General features: G+C 61.6%; 13 protein-coding genes. 5 read left to right on the top strand and 8 right to left on the bottom strand.

Translation table 11 applies throughout. The features are described 5' to 3' along the window. Nucleotides 1-3: 3 nt before the first annotated feature. Complete coding sequence (locus ACLB6G_RS08030; protein ID WP_410355623.1) at nucleotides 4-822, bottom strand: class I SAM-dependent DNA methyltransferase; 819 nt, start codon at nucleotides 820-822, stop codon at nucleotides 4-6. A 127-nt stretch (nucleotides 823-949) separates the two neighbouring features. On the opposite strand from ACLB6G_RS08030, the gene ACLB6G_RS08035 reads away from it, so the two are divergent. Further along, nucleotides 950-2197 carry an MFS transporter gene (locus tag ACLB6G_RS08035; RefSeq protein WP_410355624.1) on the top strand — a complete coding sequence of 416 codons (1248 nt, stop codon included), beginning with the start codon at nucleotides 950-952 and terminating at the stop codon, nucleotides 2195-2197. A 20-nt stretch (nucleotides 2198-2217) separates the two neighbouring features. Here the strand turns inward: ACLB6G_RS08035 and ACLB6G_RS08040 are convergent, their stop codons facing one another. Then, on the bottom strand, nucleotides 2218-3345 hold the full coding sequence (locus ACLB6G_RS08040) for a DegT/DnrJ/EryC1/StrS family aminotransferase (protein ID WP_410355625.1): 1128 nt from the start codon (nucleotides 3343-3345) through the stop codon (nucleotides 2218-2220). 310 nt (nucleotides 3346-3655) lie between these two features. Between ACLB6G_RS08040 and ACLB6G_RS08045 the strand changes: the two genes are divergently transcribed. Together ACLB6G_RS08045 and ACLB6G_RS08050 are read left to right on the top strand one after the other, a co-directional pair. Next, the gene (locus tag ACLB6G_RS08045; RefSeq protein ID WP_410355626.1) at nucleotides 3656-5647 is read left to right on the top strand and encodes a type I secretion system permease/ATPase; all 1992 of its coding nucleotides are present in this window, start codon (nucleotides 3656-3658) and stop codon (nucleotides 5645-5647) included. Continuing rightward, nucleotides 5644-7005 (top strand): HlyD family type I secretion periplasmic adaptor subunit, encoded by a 1362-nt coding sequence (locus ACLB6G_RS08050; protein WP_410355627.1) that lies wholly within the window; start codon nucleotides 5644-5646, stop codon nucleotides 7003-7005. Before ACLB6G_RS08045 ends, ACLB6G_RS08050 begins: the two co-directional genes overlap by 4 nt. Here the strand turns inward: ACLB6G_RS08050 and cysQ are convergent. From cysQ to ACLB6G_RS08080, 6 genes are all read right to left on the bottom strand, one after another. Beyond that, nucleotides 6992-7834 (bottom strand): 3'(2'),5'-bisphosphate nucleotidase CysQ, encoded by an 843-nt coding sequence (gene cysQ / locus ACLB6G_RS08055; protein WP_410355628.1) that lies wholly within the window; start codon nucleotides 7832-7834, stop codon nucleotides 6992-6994. The two genes, ACLB6G_RS08050 and cysQ, sit on opposite strands and share 14 nt — an antisense overlap. Further along, entirely contained in the window at nucleotides 7828-9741 is a 1914-nt protein-coding gene (cysN, locus tag ACLB6G_RS08060; RefSeq protein ID WP_410355629.1) for a sulfate adenylyltransferase subunit CysN, read from the bottom strand. Before cysN ends, cysQ begins: the two co-directional genes overlap by 7 nt. Beyond that, complete coding sequence (cysD, locus tag ACLB6G_RS08065; protein WP_410355630.1) at nucleotides 9741-10646, bottom strand: sulfate adenylyltransferase subunit CysD; 906 nt, start codon at nucleotides 10644-10646, stop codon at nucleotides 9741-9743. Before cysD ends, cysN begins: the two co-directional genes overlap by 1 nt. A gap of 299 nt (nucleotides 10647-10945) precedes the next feature. After that, a complete protein-coding gene (locus tag ACLB6G_RS08070; RefSeq protein WP_410355631.1) occupies nucleotides 10946-13240 on the bottom strand; it encodes a calcium-binding protein in 2295 nt (764 codons plus the stop codon). Between the two features lie 97 nt (nucleotides 13241-13337). Further along, complete coding sequence (locus ACLB6G_RS08075; RefSeq protein ID WP_410355632.1) at nucleotides 13338-15062, bottom strand: calcium-binding protein; 1725 nt, start codon at nucleotides 15060-15062, stop codon at nucleotides 13338-13340. Between the two features lie 27 nt (nucleotides 15063-15089). Beyond that, complete coding sequence (locus tag ACLB6G_RS08080; RefSeq protein ID WP_410355633.1) at nucleotides 15090-18014, bottom strand: hypothetical protein; 2925 nt, start codon at nucleotides 18012-18014, stop codon at nucleotides 15090-15092. A 403-nt stretch (nucleotides 18015-18417) separates the two neighbouring features. On the opposite strand from ACLB6G_RS08080, the gene ACLB6G_RS08085 reads away from it, so the two are divergent. Beyond that, nucleotides 18418-21318 carry a beta strand repeat-containing protein gene (locus tag ACLB6G_RS08085; RefSeq protein WP_410355634.1) on the top strand — a complete coding sequence of 967 codons (2901 nt, stop codon included), beginning with the start codon at nucleotides 18418-18420 and terminating at the stop codon, nucleotides 21316-21318. Between the two features lie 111 nt (nucleotides 21319-21429). Further along, complete coding sequence (locus ACLB6G_RS08090) at nucleotides 21430-22434, top strand: hypothetical protein (protein ID WP_410355635.1); 1005 nt, start codon at nucleotides 21430-21432, stop codon at nucleotides 22432-22434. Nucleotides 22435-22635 lie beyond the last annotated feature (201 nt).

Here is a 22635-nt window from a genome sequence, read left to right on the forward strand (position 1 = left end):
CGCTCAGTTGACCTTTCGCGCCAGGACGAGATGGCCCGGAATGGGCTGGCCCTCGTCCATGCGCACGGTCACCGGCTCGATCTGCGTGATGGTGAAGCCGTGACGCGACAACACCGCCTTGAGATAGGCGGGACTATGGGCGAAGCGGTGCTTCGGCGTGACCTTCCAGCCCTTCCCGCCGATTGCCTCGTCCGGCATGGTCTCGGTGGAAAAGGCGAAGAGCGCGCCCGGATTGGTCCGCTGCGCCACGCCCGCGACCAGGCGCTCCAGGTCGCCCAGATAGGGCATGACATCGGTGGCGGCGACGAGATCCCAGGGCGCCTCGTCCTCGACATTCTCTACGAAATCGACCGCCTCGGCGACATAGAGCCCGTCATAGACGTCGCGCTCGTCGGCCATCTCGACCATCCGTTCGGAAATGTCGACGCCGATGAAGTCGGCGACCATGCCATCCAGCGCGCTGCCGGTCAGTCCCGTCCCGCAGCCCAGATCCAGGCCGCGCTGATGCGGTCCCGGCGCATGGTCCAGCAGCATCTGGCGCAATTGCAACGGTATGGCGTAGCCAAGCTGTTCGACGAGGATCTCGTCGAAGGCGGCGGCGTGCTGGTCGAACAGCGTCTCGACATAGGCGTCGGGTGCCTTGTCCGGATCGGGCGCCCGGCCCAGGGCGGCAAGGCGCACGGAAGCGCCGCAATGATCGGCCGGATCGAGGGCGAGCACCTCGCGCCAGGCGGCCTCGGCGCCATCGACGTCACCGGCCTTCTCCAGCTTCAGCGCCCGCTCATAGGCTTCCGCCAGCCTGTCCTCGTCAAAATCGGTCATGTCGCGGACCCCGTTTCATTTCAGCCTTGCGCCGGCCTCCGGCCGGCATAAATTGTCCCCCTCAAGGCTTTAGCCCGGCCGCCACGGGACGGAAAGCCCGAAACGACATGGCGGAACAGAGGTGAGGATGCGTTCCTGGTTTTCCGCCGAGCCCGGTTCGGGTGACGATATTGACGGGCCCTATGCCTGGACGCGCATGGGCGCGTGCCTTGCCTACGGAACGGTCGGGGGCGCGGGCATGTGGTCCGTGGTCGTGGTGCTGCCGGCCATGGAAGCGGAGTTCGGGCTCGACCGGTCTCAAACCTCGCTGGCCTATACGCTGACCATGATCGGTTTCGCGCTCGGCAACCTGTTCGGCGGACGGCTGATCGACCGGCACGGTTCGGCGCTGCCGCTGGCGCTCGCCGCCACGCTGCTCGGCGCGGGTTTCCTGCTTTGCGCGGCGGCGCCCGCCTTCTGGCTGGTCGTGGCGCTGCAGGGCCTGATCGGGCTTGGCGCGGGCGCGGCCTTCGCGCCGCTGCTGGCCGACATCTCGCACTGGTTCGTGCGCCGGCGCGGCATCGCCATCGCGGTCGTCGCCTGCGGCAACTATCTGGCCGGCACGTTCTGGCCGCTGGTCATGCAGCCGCTGATGGCCGCTGGCGGCTGGCGGCTGACCTATGCGGTGATCGGCGTGACCTGCCTGGCGCTGATGATCCCGCTCACGGCCATGATGCGCCGGGCCTCGCCGCGCGGCCTGCCACCGGCCGCCGGGGCAAAGCCGGCCGGTTTCCAGCCGATGGATGCGGGCCTTTCGCCCGCGTCACTCCAGGCCATGCTGTTCATCGCCGGGCTGGCCTGCTGCATCGCCATGTCGATGCCGCAGGTCCATATCGTGGCACTGTGCGCGGACCTCGGCTACGGCGTGGCGCGGGGTGCCGACATGCTGGCGCTGATGCTCGGCGCGGGCATCTTCTCGCGGCTTGCCTCGGGTTGGCTCGCAGACCGGATCGGCGGCGTGCGCACCCTGCTGATCGGCTCGCTCGGCCAGGGTCTTGCGCTGGTGCTCTACCTGCCCTCCGACGGGCTGACCTCGCTCTATGTGGTCTCCTTCATCTTCGGCCTTTCGCAGGGCGGCATCGTGCCGAGCTACGCCATCATCGTGCGCGAATACATGCCGGCCGCGGAGGCGGGCCAGCGCACGGGGCTGGTCATCATGGCGACCATCATGGGCATGGCGATCGGCGGCTGGATGTCGGGGGCCATCTACGACATGACCGGCTCATACCAGGCGGCCTTCATCAACGGCATCGCCTGGAACGCGGTCAACATCGCGGTGATGGGCTTCCTGCTGTGGCGCGGGCGTCCGCGCCGCGGCAGGGCCGTACCGGCCTGAGCCGGACGGCACAACCGGTTTCAGGCGAGCGCCTCGGCGAGCGTATCGGCGATGCGGTCCTGCGTTTCCTCGTCGAGATAGGCGTGCATAGGCAGGCTCAGCACCTCCTCGGCGGCGAGATCGGTCGCCTTCATGCCGGCCGGGTCGGACGGGAATGTTTCGTAGGCGGTCTGGCGATGCAGCGGGATCGGATAATAGACCGCCGTGGGAATGCCGTTCCTTGCCAAATGGGTCTGGGCCTCGCTGCGCGTGCGGGCATCGGGCAGGCGGACCGTGTATTGCGCCCAGACCGACTCGTAGCCGTCGGGCACGGCCGGGACGATGACGTGATCCTTCAGGAGCCTGTTGTAGCGCGCGGCAATGCGGTTGCGCGCCTCGATCTCATGCGCATAGATCGACAGCTTCACCGACAGGATGGCCGCCTGGATGGAATCAAGGCGTGAATTCATGCCGATGCGCACGTTGTCGTACTTGTCGGTGCCCTTGCCGTGGATGCGGTAGCTGTCGATCAGCGCGGCGAGCTCGTCGTCGTCGGTGAAGACCGCGCCACCGTCGCCATAGCAACCGAGCGGCTTGGCCGGGAAGAAGGACGTGGTCGTCAGCTTGCCGAAGGTGCCGGTCATGCGGTTGCCGATGCGCCCGCCGAAGCCCTGCGCGCTGTCGCACATGACGACGAGGCCGGCCTCGTCGGCGACCGGCTGGATGGCGCCCATGTCGGCGGGCAGGCCGAACAGGTCGACCGGCACGACCATGCGCGGATTGAGCCCCATGTCACGGGCAGCCACGATGCAGCGCTTGAGGCTCTGCGGGTCCATGTTGAAGGTGCCGGGCAGGATATCGACGAAGAAGGGAACCGCGCCCATGCAGGGAACGACCTCGGCGGTGGCGGCAAAGGTGAATGACGGCACGAAGACCGCATCGCCGGCGCGGACGCCGAACGCCATCAGGCCCAGCATCAGCGCATCCGTTCCATTGGCGCAGGAAAGGGCATGTTTCGCGCCGCAGAACGCCGCAAGTTCCTTTTCGAAGGCGGCGACCGCCGGCCCCATCACATAGGCACCGCTGTCGAGAACCCCGGCAACCGCCGCGTCGATGCGCTCGCGGATCCCAGCCTGCTGCGCGCCCAGATCGATGAAGGGAATACCCATTGACTGCCCTGCCCCGTTTTATCATCCCGTTCGCCGGAAGCGGCCCCGCCCGGCGCCGCCCGTGGCGGTCGGGTGCCGGTTTAACCGATCCGCTCAAAACAGGAACACACGATTCATTGCAACCGGAAAAAAACTTTTTGGGTTTAGCAAGGAGGGCAACAGCACGCCCCGGGCGTGTGACCCGTGTCACGGGAAACGAGGGTTCTCAATGATATTCCTACTTATGGAAGCACTTGAAAGTTGTTGCCTCCGGCGCGTATGATGATTTGATTGCCCTTTCAAAACACAAACTTCGCAGAAAGCGGGCGGGATGACCCTCAAAAGCATTTTTGGTCGAGCGGTCCTCGAGATCGGGCTTTTTTCGCTTGTCGTGAATATCCTGCTCCTGGTCCAGCCGCTGTATCTCCTGCAAATCTATGACCGTGTGCTGACATCGGGCAGCATGAGCACACTGCTCTACATCACCGTGATCTTCATGGCCGCCTTCATGCTGATGGGCTTCCTGGAGGCGGTGCGGTCCATTTATGCATCAAGGGTTGCCAACCGTCTCGACAGCGCGCTGGCCAGCAATGCCATGCATGTGGCCATGTACGGGCCCAAGGCCGCATCGGGCGAGGTGCCCGTCATCCAGGATTTGTCGACAGTGCGCAATTTCGTCACCTCGCGCACGCTTTTCTTCCTGTTCGACCTGCCCTTCGCGCCTCTTTTCCTTGTGCTGCTCTATTTCATCCATCCGGCGCTGTTCTACATGACCCTGGCCGGTGTCGTCGTGCTCATAGCGATCACCGTCGCCAACCAGCTGATGACCAAGGGCCAGCTCTCGCGCCACGCCAAGGCGAATGCGGAGAGCAACGCGCTGGCCCAGACCTTCGCCCGCAACAGCGAGACGATCCGCGCCATGGGCATGACGTTCAACGTCATCGAGCAATGGGGCGGCAAGATGAGCGAGGTCGTCCGCGAGAACGACGGCTACCAGTGGATCAACTCGCTGTTCACCGGCATATCGCGCTTCATCCGCATGGGGCTCCAGATCGCCATCCTGTGTGTCGGTGCCTATTACGTGCTGGCCGGCGAGATGACGGCAGGCATGATCTTCGCATCCTCGATCATCGCCGGACGCGCCCTGCAGCCGCTGGACCAGATCATCGGCGCATGGCGGCATGTACAGACGGCATGGTCGGCCTTCCGCCGCATCCTTCCCCTGGCAAAGCTGAAGGCCGAGCAGCAGGAAGGATCGGTGCTTCTTCCCGACCCGACCGGCGCGATCACGGCGGAAAACCTCACCTACTTCCTGCCCAATGCCATGCCGGGCAGCGAAGCGGTGATCAAGCGCATGAATTTCGACATCAAGGCTGGCGAATGCCTGGGCATTGTCGGCCCCAGCGGCGCGGGGAAATCCACGCTGGCGCGGCTGCTGGTCGGCGCGATCCGGCCCAGCCAGGGCAGCGTCGCCTATGACAGCGCCGACATCGGCCAGTGGCTCGACGCCGACCGTGGCCGGCATGTCGGCTATCTCGGCCAGGAAATCGAGTTCTTTCCCGGCACCATCGCGCAGAACATCGCCCGGTTCGAGCCCGGCTTCAGCGACGAGGACGTGATCCGGGCAGCCCAGAAGGCCGGCGCGCACGATCTCATCGTCGGGCGCATCAAGGGCTATTCCACGGAACTCGGCCCCAACGGCGAACGGCTTTCCGGCGGGGAACGCCAGCGCCTGGCGCTGGCGCGCGCCTTCTACGGCAAACCGGCCATCCTCGTTCTGGACGAGCCGAATTCCAACCTCGACAAGGAAGGCGAGACGGCGCTGGAAACCGCGATCCGCGGCGCCAAGGCCGATGGCCGGACCGTCATCATCATCACGCACCGACCGTCGATCGCGCCGCTGTGCGACCGCCTCATGGTGATGCGCCAGGGCATGATCGACATGCTGGGCCCGACACAGGCGGTGCTCGAGGCGCTGGCCAAGGGTGACCGCGGCCGCCCTGCCGCCGCACCGGCCGCCGGTCCGGCCAACACCCGGTCCCCGCAGGCCGCGGCCCAGACGGGACCGGCCGCCGCGGGCCCTTCGCAACCCGCCCAGCCCACTCCGGCGGCCGTGCCGGCCAATGTCAACAAGGCCATCAATGGCGCAGCAGGGGAGATCGCGCCCGTCAAGGCCAAGACCCTTGCCGACCGGATCTCGGAAATGTCCATCTCCAACAACGGCAAGGCCACCATCCGTCCAAGGACGGATGAGGCCGCCGCGCAGCCTGGCACCGCCGACCAGCCGGCTCCCCTGCCCAAGACAGCAGGAAACCCGTCATGAACGCGCATCCGGGGACCATCACAGCCGCCGCCGGCCAGGAACAGAGCGAACGGGGAACGGCCTGGACGCGTGCGGTCAACCGGTCGAGCGGATCGCTCGTGCATGCCGGTTACATTGCCATCGCGGTGCTGGCGGGCACATTCGGGGTATGGGCCGTGACCGCACCGCTGAGTGGTGCCGTCATCGCACCCGGCGTGGTCGCGGCAGCCGGCCAGAACGTCGTCATCCAGCACCTTGAAGGTGGCATTGTCAGCGAAATCGCGGTGAAGGAAGGCGACCGGGTCTCGGCCGGCCAGCCCCTCATCCGGCTCGACGACACGCTGGCAAAGGTGAGCCTGAACAGGCTGGAAAAACAATCGGCCGGACTGCACGCGCAAATCCTGAGGCTGGAAGCCGAGCGCGACAACAGGATCCAGGTCCTGGTTCCCGAAGACCACCCGCTGGCCGGGAACGAGAATTTCGAACAGGCGATGCGCGAACAGCGGAGCCAGTTCGAGGCCAGGCTCGGCCGGCACCACACCGAACTCAACATCATCCGGCAGCGCAAGATCGCGCTCGAAGCCAATGAGACCGGCCTCAATGCACAGAAAAAGGCGCTGGCCGACCAGACAGCCGTCGTTTCGGACGAAATGGAGCGCAAGAAACGCCTGCTTGACCGCGGGCTGACCAACCGCTCCGAATATACCGCGCTGCTCAGAACCGAGGCCGACCTCGCAGGGCGCCAGGGCGACATGGAATCGCAGCTCGCCAGAACCCGTATCCAGGTGGTGGAAGCGCAGGAACAGCTCGAACGGTTGAACAGCCAGCGCGTGGAAACGGCCGTCACGGAACTCACGGAGGCGCGCCTGAAGCTCGGCGACATCCTGGAGCAGATCCTTGCGGCCCGCGACGTTCTGCAACGCACGACCATCCGCTCCAATGTCGACGGCATCGTCGTGCGCAAGCTGGTCAATGCTCCCGGCACTGTCATCGCACCCGGGAATCCGATCATGGAAATCCTGCCGACGACAGAAGAACTGATCGTCGAGACCCAGATCAACCCGCGCGACATCGACAACCTGCATATCGGCCAGGAGGCGGTACTGCGCTTCTCGGGGCTGAATTCACGCACGACACCGGAATATCCGGCGAAGGTCGTCTATCTTTCGGCCGACCGCATCACCGACAAGGCGCAGGAAGTTTCCTTCTTCGTGGCCAGGCTGAAGATCGATGACGAGGCCGCCGACGACCTCTACCAGGAGCAGGTCTATCCGGGCATGCCGGTGGAAGCCTTCATAGGAACCGATTCCCGGACATTCGCGGAATATCTCGTCAAGCCCTTGCTCGACTCCATCAACCGCGCCTTCAGGGAAGAGTAAGCCGGTCGCGGGCCTGTGCGGACGCGGCGATGAAGTGCGGGTTTGCGAAGTCGGTGTCGTCCGCCTGATTGCGCTTGCCATAGGTGAGCGGTGTGCCATCGGGGCGCAGGACCGTCCCGCCGGCGGCGCGCAGCACCGCGTCGCCTGCCGCCGTGTCCCATTCCATCGTGCGGCCGAAACGCGGATAGATGTCCGCGGAGCCATCGGCCAGCAGGCAGAACTTCAGGGACGAACCGACAGAGACCGTCTCGCAATCGCCGTGGCGGGCGATGAAGGCATCGGTTTCGGCTGTGCGGTGGGACTTGGAAGCGACCATGCGAACCCGGTCCGGACAGGACGCGCCTGAAATCGCGCGCCGCGCGCCGGTCCTTCCCCCTTCGACGGTTGCGGTTTCCGCAAGGCCGGGCCTGCCCGTCCACATGCGGCCGCGCGCCGGGGCATAGACCACGCCGACCAGCGGCACGCCACCGGCGACCAGGGCGATATTGACCGTGAAATCGGTCTTTCCGCCGACGAATTCCTTCGTGCCGTCAAGCGGATCGACCAGGATGAAAGGGCCGTCGCCGATTGCCGGCACCCGCCCGGCGGAAACCTCCTCCTCGGCAACGACAGGGATGTGCGGAGAGGATTGCGCCAGCCCCTTGAGGATCACGGCCTCGGCCCGCCTGTCGGCTTCGGTGACCGGAGACGCGTCGGCCTTGGTCTCGGCCGTGACGCCCTTGCCGCGAACATCCATGATCTCGGCCCCGGCGGCCAGCGCCAATGCCTCGAACACCGAAAGCATGGCTGCCGGATCGGCGATCCCCGCGGTCTTCAGGTCATTCAGCAATAGCCACGCTCCTTCAGCCAGCTTTCGATCTCGTCGGCGAGTTCCTCGGGCGTCAGGCCGACGGTCTTGAGATGGATGTCGGCGTTTTGCGGTTCCTCGTACGGGGAATCGACGCCGGTGAAGTTCTTGATCTCACCCTTGAGCGCCTTGGCGTAGAGGCCCTTGGGATCGCGGCGGGCGCATTCCTCGAAAGGCGTGTCGACGAAGATCTCGACGAACTCGCCCTCGCCCATCATCTCGCGCACCATGCGGCGCTCTGCCCGGAAGGGCGAGATGAAGGAGACGAGCACGATGAGGCCCGCATCCACCATCAGCCTGGCCACCTCGCCGACGCGGCGAATGTTCTCCACGCGGTCGTCCTCGGTAAAGCCGAGATCGCGGTTGAGGCCGTGGCGGACATTGTCGCCATCCAGGATGTAGGTATGGCGGCCTTCGGCATGCAGGCGCTTTTCCAGAAGGTTCGCCACGGTGGACTTGCCCGAACCCGAAAGGCCGGTGAACCAGAGCACGGCCGGCTTCTGGTGCTTCTGCTCGGCGCGTGCCTTCTTGTTCACGTCCAGCGCCTGCCAGTGCACGTTCATGGCGCGGCGCAAGGGATGCGTGATCATGCCGGCGCCGACCGTGGCGTTGCTCAGCCGGTCGATCAGCACGAAGGCGCCCGTCACCCGGTTGGCCGCATAGGCATCGAAGGCGAAAGGCGCCTGGGCGGAGATGTTCACAACGCCGACCTCGTTCAGGTCGAGGTGCTTGGCCGCCTCATGTGCGAAGGTGTTGACATCGATGCGGTGCTTGAGCGCCGTGATCGTGGCGGGCGCTTGGTCGCATTCGGTGCGCAGGACATAGGACCGGCCGGGGATCATCGCATTGTCGTCGAACCAGACCAGCCGGGCCTCGAACTGGTCGGCGACATCCGGGCGGTGTTCGGGGGCCACGAGCATGTTGCCCCGTGACACCTCGATCTCGTCCTCGAGCACGAGCGTGACCGCCTGGCCGGCCTGGGCTTCCTCCAGGTCGCCGGTCATGGTGACGATGCGCTTGACCCTGGAAGGCTTGCCGGACTTGGCGACCACCACGGGATCGCCCTTCCTGACAAGGCCGGAGGCCACGGTGCCGCAGAAGCCGCGGAAGTCGAGATTGGGCCGGTTGACATACTGGACCGGGAACCGGAACGGCTTTTCGGACAGGCCGTCATCCACCTTCACGGTTTCCAGATACTCAAGCAGCGTCGGCCCGTCATACCAGGCCATGCGGTCGGACTTCATGGTGACGTTGTCGCCAAAGCGCGCCGACATGGGGATCGCCTGTATGCCCTCGAAACCGAGCGTGGCCGAAAAGGCGCGGTAGTCGGCAACGATCCGGTCGAACACCGCCTGGTCATGGTCCATCAGGTCGATCTTGTTGACCGCCAGCACGATCTGCCTGATGCCGAGCAGCGAGGCGATGAAGGAATGCCGGCGCGTCTGCTGGAGCACGCCCTTGCGCGCATCGATCAGCACGACGGCGACGTCGGCCGTCGAGGCGCCGGTGGCCATGTTGCGCGTATACTGCTCGTGGCCGGGCGTGTCGGCCACGATGAACTTGCGTTTCGACGTGGCGAAGAAACGGTAGGCGACATCGATGGTGATGCCCTGCTCGCGCTCGGCTTCCAGCCCGTCGACGAGCAGCGCGAAATCGATGTCCTCGCCCACCGTGCCGTGCTTGCGGGAATCGCGTTCCAGCGCGGCAAGCTGATCCTCGAAGATCAGCTTGGTGTCATAGAGAAGCCGGCCGATCAGCGTCGACTTGCCATCATCGACAGAACCGCAGGTCAGGAAGCGCAACAGCGACTTCTGCTCCTGCTCGGCCAGGAAGGTGCGCACATCCTCGGCAATCTGCTCGGGCGAAAGGGATTGGGAATTGACGGTCATCAGAAATAGCCTTCGCGCTTCTTCTTTTCCATCGAGCCGGATTCGTCATGGTCGATCAGGCGGCCCTGGCGTTCGGAGGTACGTGCGATCAGCATTTCCTTGATGATCGCCTCCAGCGTATCCGCGCCGGATTCCAGTGCGCCGGTCAGCGGATAGCATCCCAGCGTCCGGAACCTGACCAAACGGTCCTCCAGCGTCTCGTCCGGCCTCAGTTCCATGCGGTCGTCATCCTTCATGATGAGCATGCCGTCGCGTTCGACGACCGGCCGCCGGGCCGCGAAGTAAAGCGGAACGATGGGGATGTTTTCCTGGTAGATGTACTGCCAGATATCCAGTTCGGTCCAGTTGGACAACGGGAAGACGCGGATGGATTCGCCCTGCCCGACGCGCGTGTTGTAGATCTTCCACATTTCCGGGCGCTGGTTCTTCGGGTCCCAGCCATGGCTCGCATTGCGGAAGGAAAAGATCCGCTCCTTGGCGCGGGATTTCTCCTCGTCACGCCGGGCGCCGCCAAAGGCCGCATCGAAGCCGTACTTGTCCAGCGCCTGGCGCAGTGCGACGGTCTTCATGATGTGGGTATGGGCGCTGGAGCCGTGGGTGAACGGGCCGACGCCCTCGCGCACGCCATCCTGGTTGGTGTGAACCAGCAGGTCGAAGCCGAGTTCGCTGGCCATCCTGTCGCGAAAGGCGATCATTTCGCGGAACTTCCAGCCCGTATCGACATGCAGGAACGGGAATGGCGGCTTGGCGGGGTAGAAGGCCTTCATCGCGAGATGCAGCATCACGGATGAATCCTTGCCGATCGAATAGAGCATGACCGGCTTGGAGAAGGTCGCGGCGACCTCGCGGAAAATGTGGATGGCCTCGGCCTCCAGCTTCTCCAGATGGGTCATCGGTCTCGTCATGTTTTTTCCTGAGCAGATTTGTTCGGCATGATGGCGGCGCCAGGCCTTGGCCCGGATTGACCTCCATTTCGCAGTCCATGCTGCACTGCGCAAGAAATTCCCTTGCGCCAATACAGCCACGCCTGCGAAAAATTACCCTTCTATGGCAAAATTACCATTCGCTGATCCGCGCGCGCCCGCTGCCCGCATGGCAAAGGAGCGGACAAACGGCGGCGCTTCAAGCGACTTGCCTCTTAGCACCGGCGGCCCGGCAAGCAAACCCGTATCAGCATCTGCTTGCAAAGGAAGGAAAACGCGGCCTAGAGGATGAAGTCACCCGCGTCGATGCCGAGGCTCGTGCCCAGCAGTTCGATGCGGAAATCGGCATGGCCGTTGCCGTCGACATCGCCCTCGATGAAGGTCAGGCCGGCGGCTTCCCAGATGCGCAACTGGCCGGCCGCACCGGTAAACGCCCCGCCGACAAGCGTGAACGCCTGGTCGCCCGCCATTCCGGTATCGGCGTCGAGCGCCGACAGGTCGATGACATCCGTGCCCGAAAGGAAATCCTGGATGCGGTCGCGCTCAAAGTACATCAGTCCTGAATCGTTCAAGAATTGAAAAACAAATCTATCATTATCATTTCCGCCATACAATACATCCCGCCCTTCGCCTCCTATTAACGTATCACTTCCATTGTTTCCGCATATTATGTCGTCTTCACCCCGACCCTCTAATCTATTTACTTGAGCTGAACCAATTAAATAATCGCTGTATTCGGAACCAAATACGTTTTCGATTCCGGAAATTATATCCCCTTCGGCATCTCCTCCTGACACTCTATTAAGACCCAAGAAAACATATACTCCAGCCGAAGAGTCTGAATAACTCAATGTATCAAATCCGGCACCGCCATCTATGACATCCCCACCGTCACCACCGATAAAGCCATCGTTTCCGTTTCCCCCAAAAAGATAATCATCTCCGGACCCACCCTCCAGACGATCATGCCCGTCGTTACCATACAGCCTATCCGAACCCGCATTGCCAACCAACCAGTTTACTTGTGCATTACCAATTACAATATCATTATACATAGACCCTACAATATTTTCTATTGTTTGAATGGAATCTCCCTCTGCGTCTCCACCCACTCCAGTCCCTTGACCCAAATTCACTATAACAGAAGCGAAAGATTCTTCGTAATTTATTGTATCGTAACCCGTTCCTCCAACCAGTATATCGGCACCGGCGCCACCTATAAGAAAATCATTACCGGCATCGCCATTCAAAACATCATCACCATCTCCACCATAGAAACGATCGCTCCCTGCGCCACCGTAAAAAACATCATCAAATTCTCCACCACCTATGTAATCATCACCAGACCCTCCTACAAATTCAATTATTTCAAATCCTTCAATATATGTCCCATCTACCAATGTCGATCCACTGCTGTTTTCTAAATTGAATATAAAATCATTACTATATGTTCTTCTGTCCAAAAATATCGTATCTATATCAGATCCTCCATATAACTCGTCCTGATCTATGCTAAAAATATTATCGTTCCCTGCACCACCATGTAATACGTCACGTCCCGAACCTCCAAATATTTGATCATTTCCCCAATCTCCGAGGATTGTATCACTGTCCTCGCCACCCTCCAGCCAATCATCACCTACACCGCCATATAGACTATCATTTCCTACACCACCGTATACATAATCATTTCCGTCTTCCCCATATACGCTATCATTATCATCCCCACCAAATAGACGATCCTGTCCGTTATTTCCTTTAAGTAGATCTCTTCCATTTCCTCCAATCAAGACATCATCGCCCAATCCCGAAAAAATGTAATCATCGCGCTCCGTTCCTGTAATATTATCATCACCCGATCCACTCCATATTCTCAATATTTCTATCCCAATAACACTCGATCCATCAGCGAATTGAGTTGCTATATTCGGATCTGAAAAGTCTAAAGTCTCATTCGTGGAGCTATTATATCTGTATATCCATAAAGTATCGGTTCCATCTCCACCATCTATATTATCAATTCCATTGTAAGAATAAATTGTATCTTGATCAGCCCCACCATTTAGTGTATCGTCGTTCTCACTATCGTAAATAACGTCAAGCCCACCGTTTCCGAAAAAACTTTGTCCAAGCCGTTGCCCCCCATAAAAAACGTCATTTCCATTACCTGCATAGACTACCTCGATATCGGCAAAGTCGGTCGTCACCCAAACTCCGCCGATTATTGATCGAATTGTGTTGTTTTGGATATAGAAATATCCGGCACTCCCAAAGAAATACGCCTCATCTTCGCCCGATCCCCCATAATACCCATCTAGAACATTAATGTTTCCGTATGTATAAAAAATATCGTTACCTTCATCTCCATAAGATAATTCATTAATATTTCCACTGTACATAAAAAAATGATCGTCATCCAAACCGCCATACATAATTGCGCCGTCTGCACCTCCGTAAAAATAGTCGTTTCCGCCATAACCGTAGAATGTATCTAGTCCACCACCGCCAAAAAATTCATCGCTACTAGATGTTCCGTAAAAAATGTCAGAAAGCGAGCCACCAATAAATACCGTCATTTTGGGATTTCCCTTTTTCGGTCGGGATTGAGAATATATAAATTATTACCTTCTCATCTAAAACGCCATCCGTTTTTTCCAACGAGAAAGTATCTCATCAAAGTACGAAGTCACCTGCGTCGATGCCGAGGCCCGTGCCCAGCAGTTCGATGCGGAAATCAGCATGGCCGTTGCCGTCGACATCGCCCTCGATGAAGGTCAGGCCGGCGGCTTCCCAGATGCGCAACTGGCCGGCCGCACCGGTAAACGCCCCGCCGACAAGCGTGAACGCCTGGTCGCCCGCCGTTCCGGTATCGGCGTCGAGGGCCGACAGGTCGATGACATCCGTGCCCGAAAGGAAATCCTGAATGCGGTCTCGGCCGGCATAGAGCACGCCTGAATCGGACAGCGCGCGATAGACGAACGTGTCGGCATGGTTGCCGCCATGCAGGACGTCACGACCCTGCCCGCCGATCAGCGTGTCATTGCCGTTGTTTCCGAGGAGGAGATCGTCTCCCGCATCGCCGATGAGCGTGTCGTTTCCCGCTCCGCCCGCGACCGTGTCATCCCCCGCCCGCCCGTTGATGTGATTGGCGCCGCCGCTTCCGACGAGGAAATCGGCGTGGCCCGACCCGACCAGGTTTTCAAATCCCGAGAAGGTGTCGCCTGCCGCATCGCCACCGGCCGCCGTGTTGGTGGCCAGGGACACCTGCACACCGGCTGTGGAATCCACGTAGGACAGCAGATCGTAACCGTCGCCGCCGAACAGCGCGTCGGCGCCCGCCCCGCCCTGGATGACGTCATTTCCACCGGAAACCATGCCGCCCGATATTCCGACATCGCCGTAAATGGTGTCGTTGCCGTCGCCGCCGTACAGGATGTCGTTTCCGCAATCGACGGATGAACCGGAACCGGAACTCGAGCGGGCATCGCCGTAAATCACATCGTCCCCACCATGGCCGCGGATGGTGTCGTTCCCGCCAATCAGCGTGGCGGAATTGCTCCCTGCATCGCCAACCAGATCGTCGTTGCCGCCTGAACCCGTGATCTCGTCGTCGCCGCCGCGCGCGGTCCCGGTTCCCTCCACCGTGCCGAAATCCCCGACCATTTCGCATGTCACGGCGGTCTCTTCCGTGGCTCCATGAAGAATATCGTCGCCGCCGGTCGCATCGCTGTCGGAGACCGTGCCAAAGTCACCTGTCCAGTCCACATGGTCGGCATAGGTGTAGAAGGTGTAGGCGGTGAACGTGTCGGCGCCGCCATAGGCTTGCGACCCATTGGCGACCGTTCCACCGTCGCCCCACACCACGCTGCCCTTCGACGTGATGATGTCCGCTCCGCCATAGACCACGGCCCCGGACGCTTCGATGAAGTCGCCGTAGAACGACCCTTCCTGACTTTGCGCGCTGGCCACGTCATCCGCGCAGGTCACCGTTTCACCGGCACCGATATAGGCCCGGTCACCGTAACCATTGAAATAGTCGGCCCAGTGCATCAGCCGGAAGGACGTCTCGCCGTCGAACACGGCATCCCAGAACCGGACGGACTGATTGGGCGCGTCCGGGTCGAACAGATCCGTTATGCTGACATCGAGCGTGACGATGATGTCCGGAAGCATCATGTTCCCGGGCACCAGGATTTCGATCCGGCTTACGGTCCCGGATACCGGGTTTCCATCGGCGTCATAGACGAACCCCTCGCCATAAAGGTAGATCTCGCTGCCACCGGCGCTGTTCCAGCTGAACCGGTCGGTAGCCCTCGTGGTCACAGTCGACACGCCGATGAAACCGGGGTCTATGAAATCGAGGACCCCGTCGTTGAGTTGGGCGCTAACGGACGTCATGGCGGTCTCCTGCCGTAAAATGTCTGGTCAAAGTACGAAGTCGCTCGCGTCGATACCGAGACCCGTGCCCAGCAGTTCGATGCGGAAATCGGCGTAGCCGTTGCCGTCGACATCGCCCTCGATGAAGGTCAGGCCGCCGAATTCCCACGAGCGCAACTGGCCGGCCACGCCGGTGAAGGTTCCACCGGCATAGGTGAAGGCCTGGTTGCCCGCGACATTCGTGTTGGCATCGAGCGCAGAAAGGTCGAAGCGGTCGAGACCATTCTGGAAGTCCTGGATCCGATCGCGGTCGGCGAACAGCAGGCCTGAATCGGACAGCGCGAGATAGACGAAGGTGTCGGCGTGGTTGCCGCCATAGATGATGTCTCGGCCCTCGCGCCCGCGCAGGGTATCGTTGCCGTTGTTGCCGAGAATGATGTCGCTGCCCGCGCCGCCATCGATCAGGTTGACCTGGGCGGAACCATACAGCCGGTCGTTGTGGGCGGAGCCGAAGACGTTCTCGAAGCCGGCAATGGTGTCGCCCGTCGCGTCGCCGCCGGTGGCCGTGTTGCCGCCGAGGAAGACCTGGACGCCGGCGCTGGAGCCTTCATAACTCAGCGTGTCGAAGCCGGTGCCTCCGTCGAGGGTATCGGCGCCCGCACCGCCATTGATCGTGTCGTTTCCGGCATAGCCTGTGATGGTGTCATTGCCGCCACCGCCGTTGAGCACGTCGTTTCCGCTGGAGCCGTTGACGGTGTCCGCGCCGCTGCCGAGATAGACCACGACATTCTCGACATACTGGAAGTCCACGCTGCGGGTGGAATCGGTGAAGTTGGTGTTGGTGTTCACATAGGCATAGCTGGAATAGACGAATATCTCGTCGGTGGCGTCGGACCAGTCGATGACCAGCGTATCCGTGCCATTGCCGCCGTCGATGAAATCGACGCCGTTGGAGGAACCGAGATTGTCGTTGCCATCTCCCCCGTAGATGGTGTCGTCATGGGCGCCATGGTCGCGGAAGATGTCGTTGCCCTGGGACAGCGTGAGCTGGGCCCGCTCGATGTTGCGGACCTGCGATCCGTCGGCGAGATACTGGCCTGCCGATGAAGAGGCATTGGCCATGTAGACGGATATGCCGGACGTCAGGCTGGAGAATGAGTCGCGCCACAGGTCCACGCCGGCGCCCCCGTCGATCCTGTCAAAGGCGTTGTAGACGCCCTCGATCAGGTCGTTGCCGGAGCCGGTGGTGACATCGAGATGCTCGACATACTGGAAGTCGACGCGCCGGGTGGAGTCGGTGAAATTGGTGTTGGTGTTCACATAGCCGTAGGACGCGTTGTAGGCGTAGACATAGGCCGATTGCGTCGCGTCCGACCAGTCGATGGTCAGCGTGTCCTCGCCATTGCCGCCGTCCACGAAATCCCGGCCGTTCGACGTGCCGATATTGTCGCTGCCATCGATGGCGAAGATGACATCGTCATGGGCGCCATGATCGGTGAAAACGTCATTGCCCTGTGTCAGCGTCAGGCGGGCGACCTCCAGGTTGCGCACCGTGGTGCCATCGGCATAGCTCTGGCCGCCGGCGGAGGACACGCTCGACATGTTGATCGTCAGGCCGGCCGTCCGGCTGTGGAAGGAATCGCGCCAGATATCCGTTCCGGCGCCGCCATCAAGGATGTCCCAGGCGTTGTAGACCCCCTCGATATCGTCGTCGGCCGATCCCGCCGTCACCACGAGATGCTCGATATACTGGAAGTCGACGCGCCGGGTGGAGTCGGTGAAATTGGTGTTGGTGTTCACATAGGCGGACGAGCCGCTATAGGCATCGACATAGATCTGCTGTGTCGCATCCGACCAGTTGATGACAAGCGTGTCGGTGCCGTTGCCGCCGTCGATGAAGTCACGGCCGTTGGTGGTGCCGAGATTGTCGTTGCCGTTGTAGCCGAAGATGATGTCGTCGCGCGGGCCGTAGTCGCGGAAGATGTCGTTGCCCTGGGACAGTGTCAGTTCCGCGCGTTCGATATTGCTGATGTGCGATCCGTCGACGAGCGTCTGCCCGGCGCCTGTTGCCGTCGATGACATGAAGACCGTGACGGCGGTGGTGAGGCTGCTGAAGGAATCGCGCCAGAGATCGACGCCGGCGCCGCCATCGATCATGTCCCATGCGTTGTGGACACCCTCTATGATGTCACTCCCGGAACCGGTGGTGACATCGAGATGCTCGATATACTGGAAATCCACGCTTCGGGTGGAATCGGTGAAATTGGTGTTGGTGTTCACATAGCCGTAGGACGCATTGTAGGCATAGACATAGGCCGATTGCGTCGCATCGGACCAGTCGATGGTCAGCGTGTCCTCGCCATTGCCGCCGTCGACGAAATCCACGCCTCCGGACGTGCCGATGTCATCGTCGCCACTATAGCCGAAGATGGTATCGTCATAGGCACCGTCATCGCGGAAGACGTCATTGCCCTGGGTGAGGGTCAGCGATGCGATTTCAAGATTGCGCACCGTGGTGCCGTCGCCATAGCTCTGCCCGCCCGAGGAGGAAACGAGCGCCATGTCGATGGACAGGCCGGTCGTGAGGCTGGAGAAGGAGTCGCGCCATTCATCGGCCCCTGCACCGCCGTTCAGGATGTCCCAGGCATTGTGGATGCCTTCCAGGACATCGTTGCCCGACCCCGTGGTCACATTGAGATGCTCGAAATACTGGTAGTCAACGCTCCGGGTCGAATCCGTGAAATTGGTGTTGGTGTTCACATAGGCGTAGGTACCGCCGTAGCTGTAGACATAGGTCGCCTGCCACGCACCGGACCAGTTGATCACAAGGGTATCGACGCCGTTTCCGCCATCGGCGAAATCCACGCCATTGGTGACCGTGACCGTGTCGTTTCCGCCATAGGCGAAGATGGTGTCGTTGCCCGCCGTATCGCTGAGGACGTTGGCGCTGTCATTGCCTTCGATCAGTGGCATGGAAACCTCCCTTGCCTATCCAGTACGATTACCCGGCGCGCCACGATTCCCGCGCCCGGTATTGCCGAAAGGGTGGCTGATGCGGTGCGGCTGCGATCGTTCACGCCGCGCCCCGGCTTGCCCGCCCCATCGAAGCGGCATCGTCAGATGTCAAACGAAACAGTCAGGGTCCGCATTGTCAGGCATCAACGCGAGCGGTGATTTTCCGGCAATATGGATGCTGTCGATGACCTTGAGGGGTCCGACCCTTGCCGAGGACGGACACCATATCGCCTCGTGTCTTGACACAAGACATGCCAGACCTTGAGGATGTTCAAATTGACTTCCTCATTTATTACCATAAACTACTGAATTAGTCAGGTGGGCCCCGACGAAACACAACATGTTGCACTAGGAGGCCTGCATGGCTGTCGTAACGACCTTGACCGGGGGAACGATTCCCGGCCTTTCCACCAGTTCTGTCGGTTGGGGCCTTACCGGACTGGGTAGCGGAACCATCCTCATTTCCAACGCAAGCATATTCTCCTGGCAGGGGTCGGACGGTCATATCGTCACGCTGATCGGTTCCTTCACCTATTCGGGCGGCCCCGGCACCGAACCGGACATCACAAGCACCATAACCCAGGCCCGCTTCGACACGGGCGGCGACGGCTCCGCCGACATGACGGTCGACTACAGCGCCGCACCGATCGCCTATTCGCCGCTCATGGCTTCCGGGACGACATCGCAATTCCTTCGCGGCTACTTCCTTGGCGCCGACACCATGACCTTTGCGTCATCCGACGTACTCGGCACGTTTTCAGCCGATGCGCATCGCGGCACGGGCGTCACCGCGCAGTCCGACACGATCACCATCACCGGTGCCGGCAGCTACAGCGGTGATTTCTTCTACCGCGAAACCGGCGACACAGCCTCAGACACCTTCATCATCGACAATGCGACCGGCCGGATCGATCTTACCGGCGACGCGGACCGCGAATTCATCACGGTGTCCGGCCAGACCGTCAACTACGCCGGCGACACCTTCACCGACAACACCACGACACGCAGCGACTACCTGTTCATCACCGGCGACATCGAATCCCCATATGGCGACCAGATGATTATGTACGGGGGGGACGACATCGTGGTGTCGCACTCCACGTCGACGTTCGCCACCTATGTGTATGGTGACAGCGGCAACGTCTATACCAACAACAGCACCTATCATGGCGGTGATGACGACATCACCGTGACCAACGGGACGGGCGCACAGATACACGGCGATTTCCGGCAGGTCCTCAATTTCACGACACAGGGCGTCAACAACCTGCTTTACGGCGGCGACGACACGATCGTGGCGGGCGACGGGGCGAACCGGATCTGGGGTGACATCGAAGAGATCGAAACCACGAACTCGCTCGCCGGCGGCAACGACACGATCACATCGGGCGACGGCGACGATTTCATCTACGGCGACTATGAAACCGCCGAAATCGGCGCCGTGATCATCTCCGGCGGCAATGACATCATTTACGCCGGCGGCGGCAATGACACCATCCACGGCAATGAGGGCAACGACACCATCGACGCGGGCGACGACGACGATTTCATTGTCGGCGGAGCGGGTGACGACACGATCATCGGCGGCGGCGGCAACGACACGGTGAGCTTTGCGGGAAGCTTCTCCGGCGTGACGCTGACGCTCAATGGCGCCACCGATGCCACTGCCACCGGCGACGGGACCGACATCATCAACTCGGTGGAGAACATCATCGGGTCCGCCCATGCCGACACCCTGACCGGCGACGGCCTGAACAACACGATCGAAGGCGGCGGCGGCAACGACGTGCTGAACGGCGCGGGCGGTTCGCAGGACATCGTCTCCTATGTAAGTGCTGGCAGCGGGGTCAGCGTCGACCTGCGCCTGACAACGGCACAGGACACCCTCGGCGCCGGCATCGACACCATCATCGGCTTCGAGGGCATCATCGGCTCCGACCACGACGACACGCTGATCGGCAACAATGCGTCGAACCGGATCGAGGGCGGCAACGGCGACGACATCATCCTTGTCGGCTCGACCGGCACGGTGACCGGATCCGACCAGTTCTTCGGCGGCGAAGGCAGCGACATCATCGGCTTCGGATACGGCGCGGAGGGCGTGAGCGTACCGACCGCCGGACACGTCTTCGATGGCGGCGACGTTTACGACATCAGCTACGGCTATGCCGACACCTTCGTGTTCGAGCTGTTCACCACCGGCTTCGAGGCCGATCTTGCCGCCGAGACCTTCACGCGGATCTCGGACGGGGCGCTCGGTGCCGAAATCCTGAATTTCGAGAATGTCTATGCGGGATCCGGCGACGACCGCCTCTACGGGTCGAACGAGGACAACCACCTGGCCGGCGGCGGCGGCAACGACACGCTGCGCGGCGGGCGGGGTGATGATATCCTCGACGGTGGCGAGGGCACCGGCGACTGGGCCGACTTCTCCGACCTGTTCACGGGCGTCACCCTGACGCTGGCGGGATCGAGCGATGCCTCTGCGGTCGCCAGTTTCGAGACGGACACGGTGCGCAACATCGAGAACGTCCTGGGCACCGCCTATGGCGACACGCTGACCGGCGACAGCGGTCACAACATGTTCTTCGGCGGCGATGGCGACGACACGCTTTCGGGCGAAGGCGGCAATGACACGATCCGCGGCGGCGCGGGGGCGGACACGCTTTCGGGCGGGGCGGGTTTCGACACGTTGAACTATGCCGACTCGGATGGCGCGGTGCAGGTCTTCCTCGGCGGCAACACGGCAACCGGGGGGCATGCCACCGGCGACACGATCTCCGGCTTCGAGAACGTGGTCGGTTCCAATTACGATGACCGCCTTTTCGGTTCGGCGCAGGTCAACCTGCTCGACGGCGGCGCGGGCAGCGACATCCTGCTCGGAAACAACGGCAACGACACCCTGCGCGGGCGTGCCGGGCGCGACATCATCTATGGCGGCAATGACGACGATGTCTTTGTCTACCTGTCGCTGTCGGACACCGGCCTCCTGTTCGCCGACCGTGACCGCATCCAGGACTTTACAGACGGCGACGACGTCTTCGACCTGTCCCTTCTCGATGCCGACACCGGCACGGCCGGCGACCAGGCCTTCACCTATGTGGGATCGTTCTTCTCGGGGACGGCCGGGGAGATCCGTTCCTATGAAAATGTCGGCCTGACCTTCATCGAGGGCGATATCGACGGCGACGGCGCGGCCGACTTCCGGATCGAACTGCTCGGGACGGGACTGGGCATCGACGCCTCGGACTTCATCCTTTAAGCTTGGTGTTTGCGACGGCAGATGATGCCCGTCCGGCCACGCGGCCGGGCGGGCAAGTCTTTCTGCCACGACAGTGCGGGCGCCAGTCAGGGCGCCGGGGGCGGAGTGGACATGACCCGGAAACGTTTCATCCTTCACATGGGGTTGCCGAAGTGCGCCTCGACATCGCTGCAGGACACGCTGGTCCATGCAAGACACATCGGCTACCTCGGCAAGACCACGGGTGGCGCCTTTGCCGATCCGCTGATCGCGGAGTTCACCCGCGTCATCGCGGTTTTCGGCGATGTCCGGCTGCGCAATTGCGCGCCGCACCGGGCCGCGTTGCAAGAGGCCTTCGAGGAATGCCCGCACGACACGGTCTGGCTCAGCGACGAAGTTCTGTCGTCGGCCGGCTTCGTCGCCTTTGGCCAGTCCAACTCGCTGCCGCAAATCCTGGAGAACTTCAAGCGTATCGCGCCCGCCGAGGTCGAGCCGGTGATCGTCGTGCGCAACCAGCACAGCCTTCTGCGGTCCTATTTCCGGCAATGGGTCCAGTGGGGATCGGCCGAAACCTTCGAGGACTTCATCCGCCTGATCTTCCTGCGGCGGGACCGTTTCCTGTTTCCCATTCTCAACTACGTGAACCTCGTGCGCGCCCTGCAAGGGATCGTGCCCGCCGTTCACGTGCTGTGCTTCGAGGCGCCGACAAAGGACAGCGACTATCGCGGCGAACGCCTTGCTGCACTTAGCGTCGGCGATATCGCCGATCTTCTCGGGCAGACGCACAGCCGGCCAGCAATGGACGACGCGGAGATCGCGCGGCGGCTGCGGGGGCGCCACCCCGTCCATTTCGCCTCGCAATGGGACTGGCTGGCGCAGTCCCAATATCCCGATATCTATGCCTATCGCCCGGTGACAACACCCTTCGGGCGCAGCGTCATGCAGGCGCTGACCGCCATGGAACAGCGCATGCAGGCGCCAGGGGCCATCGAGAAACGCCGCGCGGGCATCGACGAGAACAATCTTCATGCCCTGCCCGAACCGCTGCAACGCATGCTCGACGCGCATGTTTCCCGGATCAACGAGGAAATCGCGACGCTGGACCCGCAGGTTGACTGGCGCGCCCACGGCTATTGACAGGTGACCGAACAGCGGGCGCACCTTTCCTGCTCGCCGCAAGCAAAGCTGAATGAAAAAGGCGGGGCATGGAACAGAACCGGAAAATATTGGAGAACGCGTCCTGTGACGGCGCGCACAGCCCTAAAAGGTGTATTTCTTAAATTAGTTGCATTCACTCAATGAGATGCTAACGTCACGTCATGGGGCCACTTGAAGCGG

The sequence above is a fragment of the Zhengella sedimenti genome, assembly GCF_046506625.1.
In the GTDB taxonomy this organism is placed as follows: domain Bacteria; phylum Pseudomonadota; class Alphaproteobacteria; order Rhizobiales; family Rhizobiaceae; genus Zhengella; species Zhengella sedimenti.

Coding starts and splice junctions, on each gene's coding strand:
- ACLB6G_RS08030 (WP_410355623.1), bottom strand. CDS start 822: ATGACCGATTTTGACGAGGACAGGCTGGCGGAAGCCTATGAGCGGGCG.
- ACLB6G_RS08035 (WP_410355624.1), top strand. CDS start 950: ATGCGTTCCTGGTTTTCCGCCGAGCCCGGTTCGGGTGACGATATTGAC.
- ACLB6G_RS08040 (WP_410355625.1), bottom strand. CDS start 3,345: ATGGGTATTCCCTTCATCGATCTGGGCGCGCAGCAGGCTGGGATCCGC.
- ACLB6G_RS08045 (WP_410355626.1), top strand. CDS start 3,656: ATGACCCTCAAAAGCATTTTTGGTCGAGCGGTCCTCGAGATCGGGCTT.
- ACLB6G_RS08050 (WP_410355627.1), top strand. CDS start 5,644: ATGAACGCGCATCCGGGGACCATCACAGCCGCCGCCGGCCAGGAACAG.
- cysN (WP_410355629.1), bottom strand. CDS start 9,741: ATGACCGTCAATTCCCAATCCCTTTCGCCCGAGCAGATTGCCGAGGAT.
- cysD (WP_410355630.1), bottom strand. CDS start 10,646: ATGACGAGACCGATGACCCATCTGGAGAAGCTGGAGGCCGAGGCCATC.
- ACLB6G_RS08070 (WP_410355631.1), bottom strand. CDS start 13,240: ATGACGGTATTTATTGGTGGCTCGCTTTCTGACATTTTTTACGGAACA.
- ACLB6G_RS08075 (WP_410355632.1), bottom strand. CDS start 15,062: ATGACGTCCGTTAGCGCCCAACTCAACGACGGGGTCCTCGATTTCATA.
- ACLB6G_RS08080 (WP_410355633.1), bottom strand. CDS start 18,014: ATGCCACTGATCGAAGGCAATGACAGCGCCAACGTCCTCAGCGATACG.
- ACLB6G_RS08085 (WP_410355634.1), top strand. CDS start 18,418: ATGGCTGTCGTAACGACCTTGACCGGGGGAACGATTCCCGGCCTTTCC.
- ACLB6G_RS08090 (WP_410355635.1), top strand. CDS start 21,430: ATGACCCGGAAACGTTTCATCCTTCACATGGGGTTGCCGAAGTGCGCC.